At 75.9% G+C, this 7,102-nt stretch carries 7 protein-coding genes; 3 read left to right on the plus strand and 4 right to left on the minus strand.

Annotated features, from left to right (window positions below; genetic code table 11):
- Nucleotides 1-72: 72 nt before the first annotated feature.
- From ACFU6K_RS03725 to ACFU6K_RS03740, 4 genes are all read right to left on the minus strand, one after another.
- Nucleotides 73-1,368 (minus strand): sensor histidine kinase, encoded by a 1,296-nt coding sequence (locus tag ACFU6K_RS03725; RefSeq protein WP_380660686.1) that lies wholly within the window; start codon nt 1,366-1,368, stop codon nt 73-75.
- A gap of 191 nt (nt 1,369-1,559) precedes the next feature.
- The gene (locus tag ACFU6K_RS03730; protein WP_380660687.1) at nt 1,560-2,951 is read right to left on the minus strand and encodes an FtsX-like permease family protein; all 1,392 of its coding nucleotides are present in this window, start codon (nt 2,949-2,951) and stop codon (nt 1,560-1,562) included.
- Nucleotides 2,952-2,956: 5 nt separating this feature from the next.
- Nucleotides 2,957-3,730: an ABC transporter ATP-binding protein gene (locus tag ACFU6K_RS03735; RefSeq protein WP_380660688.1), complete on the minus strand. Its 774-nt coding sequence runs from the start codon at nt 3,728-3,730 to the stop codon at nt 2,957-2,959.
- An 88-nt stretch (nt 3,731-3,818) separates the two neighbouring features.
- On the minus strand, nt 3,819-5,150 hold the full coding sequence (locus ACFU6K_RS03740; protein ID WP_380660689.1) for a HEAT repeat domain-containing protein: 1,332 nt from the start codon (nt 5,148-5,150) through the stop codon (nt 3,819-3,821).
- Nucleotides 5,151-5,274: 124 nt separating this feature from the next.
- On the opposite strand from ACFU6K_RS03740, the gene ACFU6K_RS03745 reads away from it, so the two are divergent.
- From ACFU6K_RS03745 to ACFU6K_RS03755, 3 genes are all read left to right on the plus strand, one after another.
- Complete coding sequence (locus tag ACFU6K_RS03745; protein WP_380660690.1) at nt 5,275-5,454, plus strand: hypothetical protein; 180 nt, start codon at nt 5,275-5,277, stop codon at nt 5,452-5,454.
- A 165-nt stretch (nt 5,455-5,619) separates the two neighbouring features.
- Entirely contained in the window at nt 5,620-6,525 is a 906-nt protein-coding gene (locus tag ACFU6K_RS03750; protein WP_380660691.1) for a ketopantoate reductase family protein, read from the plus strand.
- A 179-nt stretch (nt 6,526-6,704) separates the two neighbouring features.
- The gene (locus ACFU6K_RS03755; RefSeq protein WP_049658815.1) at nt 6,705-7,100 is read left to right on the plus strand and encodes a hypothetical protein; all 396 of its coding nucleotides are present in this window, start codon (nt 6,705-6,707) and stop codon (nt 7,098-7,100) included.
- The last annotated feature ends 2 nt before the right edge of the window (nt 7,101-7,102 follow it).

Consider the following 7,102-nt stretch of genomic DNA (forward strand, 5'->3'; position numbering starts at 1 on the left):
TCCTGAGCGGCGCCCCCGGAGACGGCGACCCTCGGAGACGGCGACCCCGACGGCCCGGGCCGTGGCCGCCCGTCAGAGCCGGCCGGGCAGCTCGGCGCTGACCACCGTCGGCCCGCCGGGCGGGCTGTCCACCCGCAGCGTCCCGTCCAGCACCGCGAGCCGCTCGGCCAGGCCGGCGAGCCCGGTACCCGCACCGAAAACGGCGCCGCCGTGCCCGTCGTCGCGCACGGTCAGCCGGACCCTTCCCTCGGCGGCGCTCACGCTCAGCTCCGCCGACCGCGCGCCACTGTGCTTGGCCACGTTGGTCAGCAGTTCGGCCGCACAGAAGTAGACGGCCCGCTCGATCACCTCCTCCGGACGCTCCCGCAGGTCCAGCCGGACGTCGACCGGCACCGGCGAGGTGGCGGTCAGCCCCGGCAGTGCCTCGGCCAACCCGCCCTCCAGCGCCACCGGGTGGATGCCCCTGGTCAGCCGGCGCAGACCGGTGATGGTGTCCTCGGCCTGCCCGCGGGCCCGGTCGACCAGGGTGCGCAGCCGCCCGAGGTCGGGCCCGACCGAGCCGTCCGCACCGCGACCGGCCGGGCCGCCCACCGCCGGAAGGGCCCCCGGCGGCGTGCCCGCCCCCAGCACGTCGTCGGCCAGCGACAGCGTGATGGCGAGCGCGACCAGTTGCGCCTGGGTGCCGTCGTGCAGGTCGCGTTCCAGGCGCCGCAGTCGGTCGGTGCCCTCGGCCAGCAGGGCGGAGCGGGCCTTCTCCAGCTGACGCACCCGCTGGTCCGGACGCACCGGCCCGAGCAGGGTACGGGCCAGCGTGCGGTTCGCCCCTCCGAGCGCCTGCACCGCGGCGGGTACGGCGACCAGCACCGCGAGGCCGATCGGGATCGCGCCCAGGTCCAGCAGGCCGATCGACCTCGGGCCCGGCTCCATCATCCGCACCCAGAGCGGGAAGCCCACCAGCCAGACGCTTCCGAGCGGGAGCCCGACCACGGCCAGGAAGCCGAGCACGCCCAGCGGCAGCCGTAGGAAGAGGTAGAGCAGCGTCCGCCAGGCCACCGGATCCGTCAGCACCACCCGGCCCCGCGCGAACACTCCGGCCGGGCGCGGCAGCGGCCGCGGTGCGGGCACCTCCTCCCCGAGCAGCCGCCCGACCAGCCACCGGTGCAACCCGCCGAGCCTCCTCGCCCCGAGCAGAGCGGCCACCACGAACGGCAGGCCCAGCACGGTGAGCGAGAGCAACGCCCCCGCGTAGAGGACGGCGACGGCGTACGCCCCGCCGAGCACGCCGAGCGGCAACCCGAGTACCGCGAAGGCCAGTTCACCACCGCGCACCGACCGGTACCGCCGCCGCTCCGCCACCGTCCACCTCACCGCTCACCCACCGACACTCACTGACCAGCACTCACCGACCGGCGCTCACCCGCCGACCGGCCCCCAGCATCCACCAGGACCCTCCCGAACCACCGCATCCACCTGCCCTTCCGTCCGCACGACCCCTCGGACAGCCATGGCACCGACCCCGCACCCATCCGCCGTGAACGCCGACCTCCGCCTCCTCCGCCTCACCCCCGCTCCCCGCCCGTCGCCCCCACCGCCGAACCGCCGACCGCCCACAGCCCCGTGCCCACGATCCCCGGCACCGTGAGCACCACCGCCCCCAGCACCACCCAGGCGCACGCCGCGCCCGGCACCACCGGCACCATCGAGCCCGTCACCGCCAGGCTGAACGCCCCCGAGGCCGCGGCCGCCACCGCCGCACCCAGCAGCACACCGATCGCCGTGGTCAGGACCGCCTCCACGCCGAGCATCCGCAGCAGCTGCCGCCGCGTCGCCCCGACCAGGCGCAGCAGCGCGAACTCGCGGCGCCGGTCGGCGGTCAGCGCCACCAGGGTGTTGACCGTGGAGACCGCCGCGAAGCAGACCAGCAGCCCGAGCTCCGCCTCGCGCAGCCAGATGTCGCTCTGCTTGGTGACGCTGGTCGCGGCGCCCGTCGCCCGGACGACGTGCTCGGCGGTGCCGGTCAGGATCAGCAGGGTGCCGGAGAGCCCGACGAGCAGCGCGACCGGCACCACCGCCGAGGAGAGCCGGGCCGCGTAGCCGCGCAGGTTGGCGTCCGCCAGCCAGCCCGCCCGGGGCGCGAGCACCCGCGCGGGGGCGCCGAGCACCGCTGCCAGGACCCGCGCCGCCACCGGCCCCAGCAGTCCGACCGCGACCAGCAGCACCAGCGAGCCGAGCAGCGAGGCCTGCCCCGCCTTGTCCAGCTCCCCGGCCGGCCGGCTCGCCGCCAGTCGCAGCAGCAGCCCACCGCCCGCGAGCACCCCCAGCCCGGCGAGCACCCGCGGCACGGACGTCCGCCGTGGCCCGCCCGCGCCCTCGGTCAGTGCGGCGGCCGGCGCGGGCCGGGTGACCCGGCGGACCGCCACGGCACTGGCCGCCAGGCCCACCAGCAGCGCCACCGCCAGCCCGATCAGCGCCGGCACCGGCGCCCCGGGTATCCGCAGCCCGGGTGCGGCCATGCCGCGCCGCTGGAGTGCGGCGAGGAAGGCCCGGGCGGCGAGGAAGCCCACCAGGCCGCCCGGCACGGCCACCAGCAGGGTGGTCGCCACCACCTGCGCGCGCACCACCCGCCGGACCTGACGGGGAGTCGCCGCGACGGTGCGCAGCAGCGCCAGGTCGCGGTGCTGCTGGCGCAGGGTGAAGCCGAGGGCGTTGACCACGACGAACAGCGCGACCAGGACGGCGATCTCGCCGAAGGCCCCGGCGATCAGCACCAGGCCGGGCCCGGACACCGCCGTGCGCGCCACCGCGGCCGGCGCCGTGACCTGTGCGGCGACCAGCGATCCGAACAGCGTCACCGCCGCCACCGCCAGGAACAGCGCTGTCCCCAGCCCGGCGAAGGAGGCCGGGCGGCGGCGGATCTGCCCCACCGAGAGGCTCAGTACGGGACTGCTCATCGTGCTCACCCGCCCAACCGGCTCAGCCGCCCGGCGACCTGCGCGGCCGTCGGCGCGATCAGCTCGTCCACCAGCAGGCCGTCGGCCAGCAGCAGCACCCGGTCCGCGTACCCGGCGGCGACCGGGTCGTGGGTGACCATGACGCAGGTCCGTCCGTCGGTGTCGACGCCCGCGCGCAGCAGGCCGAGGACCTCCTGCCCGGTGGCCCGGTCCAGCGCGCCGGTCGGCTCGTCGGCGAACAGCACCTCCGGCCGGGAGACCAGCGCCCGGGCTATCGCCACCCGCTGCTGCTGACCGCCCGACAGCTGCCCGGGCCGGTGCCGCTCCCGCCCGGCCAGCCCGACCCTGGCCAGCGCCTCCCGCACCCCGGCCGGCTCCGGCGGCCGCCCGGCGAGCCGGCCGGGCAGCTCGACGTTCTGCCCGACCGTCATCGCGGGCATCAGGTTGAAGGCCTGGAACACGAACCCCACCCGGGTACGGCGCAGCTCCGCCAGCCGCCGCTCGGGCAGCCCGGACACCTCGGTGCGGCCCCACCGCACGGTGCCCCTGGTCGGACGGTCCATCCCGGCCAGGCAGTGCAGCAGGGTGGTCTTGCCGGAGCCCGACGGCCCCATCACCGCCGTGAACGTCCCCGGCGCGAAGTCCACCGAGACCCCGCGCAGCGCCTGGACGGCCGCCGTGCCCCGCCCGTACTGCCGGTGCAGCCCGACCGCGCTCAGGGCCGCGTCCGTCACCCCGTCGTGCGCCGCCGTGCCGGCGGCTGTCGTGATCCCGTTCATGCCCTCCATCGTGGGCGTCCGGGGCCGGGAGATCGATTGTGCTGGCACCCGAATCCGGGGTTCGGAAAACCGAACCCCGCAGGTGGTGCTACGTCCCCTCGGGCGGCGTTCGGGCCTCCCAGGCCCGGATCGCTCCCGCCCGGTCGTCGTACTCGTACTCCGGCCCGGTCAGCGGCCCGAGCCGTTCGACCGCCTCCCCCGTGCGCGGGTCGTCCCGGAGGGCGAGGCCGTAGGTCGCCTCCAGGAGCACCAGCCGGTCGTCCACGTCCAGCAGTGCCGCCAGGGCGTCGGCGACCTCGGGCGTCCGGTCGGCGGGCGGTGCCAGGACGGACGCGGCGGCGCGCCGCACCTCCGGCGACCCGTCGCGGGTCAGGGCGAGCAGCGCGGCCCTGGTCGCCGGGGTGCGCCGGCCGTCGCCGAGCGACCTGGCGGCGGCGGAGCGGACCGAGGCGTCCGGATCCCGCGCCAGCCGGAGCACGCAGGCCTGGCCCGCCCCGGTCAGCGGGGTGCCGAGGCGGTCCGGCACCACGCTCCGCACCCTCGGATCGGGGTGGTCGGCGTGCCGCAGCCCGACGGCTTCCTCCTCCGGATGCTCACGACCGCCCAGGGCCCGGAGGACCTCGGCGAGCACCCCGCCGTCCGGCTCGGCCGACGCCCAGGCGACGAGCAGCTCCGTCTCCTCCGCCTCGTACTCGACCACGTGCCCCATCCGCAGGAGCGGGGCGTCGCACAGGAAGGCCGCGACGAAGCCGCGGTGCGCGGGGTCGGGATGCCGGTGGTGGGCCGTCAGGGCCGACCAGGTCTCCCGACTACGGCGTTCCGCGAGCACGAACCGGCCGGCCTGCTGCCCGACGTGCCCCGGCTCCCGGTGCCGGACGGCCCTGGCCACCACCTCGTCGACCGGGGTGAGGACGCGGAACCTCCACTCCAGCTCGGTCAGCACGGCTCCGTGCCCGGCGCGCACGGTCAGCCCGCCGAGGGAGACCTGCTCGACGTCCGCGTACCGCTCGGTCACCCACACCCGCTCCGCCGGTCCCACGGCCCCGGTCCGCCGCCGCAGTTCCTCCTCCGTCCCCGTCTCGTACCAGGCCCTGGCCAGGGCGAGCAGATGCTCACGCGCGTCGGCGGGCAACCGCAGCGCCGGGTCCTTCCCCAGGACCGCCCCGACCAGCGCCGACGAACCGAGGTCCACCGCGCGCAGCAGCGGGGTCGTCCCGTCGGGCAGCGGACGGTCCGGATCGGCACCGTGGTCGACCAGGACACCGGCGACCTCGTGGTCAAACCCGTTCACGGCCACCCACAACAGGGGCGGCCCGTCCGCATCGCGGGCGTTCGGATCCGCACCCGCGCCGAGTGCCTCCCACACGGCGTCGACATCCCGCGCCCGCACCGCCGCCGCCAACCGCCCGTCCACCGTCATCCGCCGACTCCCCCTCGCCGCACAGCCTCCACCGGCGCACCCTAAGCCCGCCGGGGCCGGGCGCGCCCTCCCGTTTTCCGCCCCCGCCTCCCACCGGGCCCGCCCGACGGGGAATCATGATCCGGTGACCATCGACCTGCCGCCCGAGCCGCGCCTCGGCCGCACCGAGGCGGAGGCGCGCGGGCTGCCGGTCCCGCGCGGCGGGCTGCCGCCCGGCGGGGTACGCGGCACCTTCGTCCACGGCTGCTCCCGGGCGCCGGCCTGGTCCTCCAGCCGGACGGGCGCATCCCGCCGTTCGCCGTGACCGGCCCGCCCGGTGCCCGAAGCCGTCGCTCCGGGCTCCGGGTACGACAGCCGCCTCGGCCCGAACGGCTCCGGCGCCCCGGAGACCCGTTTCTCCCAGCAACCCCGGTAGCCGCAAACCACCCTCCGCTTCCCCATCCCTCACCACCCACCCACAGGAGTCACCATGACCACCACCCCCCTGACCGTCGCCATCCTCGGCCCCGGCGGCGTCGGCGGACTGATCGGCGGGCTGCTCGCCCGCGACGGCCACCGGGTCGTCTGCCTGGCCGGCGAGGCGACCGCGGCCGCGATCGCGCGGGACGGACTGCGGGTCCGCAGCGCCGAGTTCGGCGAGTTCACCGCCCGGGTGGAGGCCGCGACCGAGCTGCGCGAGCCGGTCGACGCCGTCTTCGTGACGGTCAAGGAGACGGCGCTGGCCGCCGCGCTGGACCGGTTGCCCGCGGAGGTGCTCGGCACCGCGATCGTGGTGCCGCTGCTCAACGGCCTGGACCACATGGCCCTGCTGCGCGAGCGCTACCCGGCCGGACGGGTGGTGGCCGGCACGATCCGGGTCGAGGCCGCCCGGACGGCGCCCGGGCGGATCGAGCACACCAGCCCGTTCGCCGCCATCGAGCTGGGCGCGATCGCCGAAGCCGACTCCCCCGTGGCCGAGTTCGCCGAGCAGCTGCGGCACACCGGCCTGGACGTCGCCCTGCGCGAGGACGAGACGGCGATGCTGTGGAGCAAGCTCTCCTTCCTCGCGCCGTTCGCCCTGCTGACCACCCGCCACGCGAGCGGGATCGGCACCGTACGGACCGAGCACCGGGCCGAACTCCTCGCCGTACTGGACGAGATCACCGCCGTCACCCGGGCCGTCGGCGCGCCGGCGGACGCACAGACGCTGCTCGCCTCCTTCGACCGCATCCCCGGGACGATGAGGTCCTCGATGCAGCGCGACGTGGAGGCCGGACGGCCGACCGAGTTGGACGCCATCGGCGGCGCCGTGCTGCGGGCGGCCGACGCCCACGCGGTGGCCGTGCCGACCATCGCCCGCCTGGTGCACGACCTGTCCGAATCCGCCACCCGGTAGTACCCGCCCGGGCGTTCACCCTGCGACGGCACAGCGGGGTGAACGCCCGAGTCCTCTCCGAGAGAAACTGACGGAACATCAGATTCCGCTGGAAGCAAAGACTTTCCCAACGGTTCACGCAGTCTTCCGGAACCTCCGCACGGCGGAACGGCGTTGAGAGGGGCGGGAGGGATAGAGACATGACAAGGAAGCCGTACCGTCTGGCCGCCACCACGCTCGCACTGCTCCTCGCGGCCCCGTTGTTCACCGCGTGCGACGCCGACCAGGCCCTGGACTGTGGAAAGCGGGCGATCAGCCTCACCGGCGACGTCCAGGACCTCGCGGATTCGGCGATCAACGTCGGGCAGATCACCGACGAGAGCCGCCGCAACCACACCGTCGAGGCCTTGCGGAAGGTCGCCGACGACACCAAGAAGATCCGCGAGGGCAACGGGGACAAGATCGACGCGGCCGCCGACCGGCTCTCCAAGGCCGTCAACGACGCCATCGACCGGGTCTCCAAGGGCAAGCAGCCCGACTTCAAACCGATCACCGACGCCGCCGGCGAGATCGGGAAGGCCTGCGCCGACTCCTGACG

Origin of the sequence: Kitasatospora sp. NPDC057512 (assembly GCF_042802135.1) — a bacterium.
In the GTDB taxonomy this organism is placed as follows: Bacteria; Actinomycetota; Actinomycetes; order Streptomycetales; family Streptomycetaceae; genus Kitasatospora.

Excerpts from the sequence above, each read along its gene's own strand:
- ACFU6K_RS03730 (WP_380660687.1), bottom strand. The coding sequence starts at position 2,951 with ATGAGCAGTCCCGTACTGAGCCTCTCGGTGGGGCAGATCCGCCGCCGC.
- ACFU6K_RS03735 (WP_380660688.1), bottom strand. The coding sequence starts at position 3,730 with ATGAACGGGATCACGACAGCCGCCGGCACGGCGGCGCACGACGGGGTG.
- ACFU6K_RS03740 (WP_380660689.1), bottom strand. The coding sequence starts at position 5,150 with ATGACGGTGGACGGGCGGTTGGCGGCGGCGGTGCGGGCGCGGGATGTC.
- ACFU6K_RS03750 (WP_380660691.1), top strand. The coding sequence starts at position 5,620 with ATGACCACCACCCCCCTGACCGTCGCCATCCTCGGCCCCGGCGGCGTC.
- ACFU6K_RS03755 (WP_049658815.1), top strand. The coding sequence starts at position 6,705 with ATGACAAGGAAGCCGTACCGTCTGGCCGCCACCACGCTCGCACTGCTC.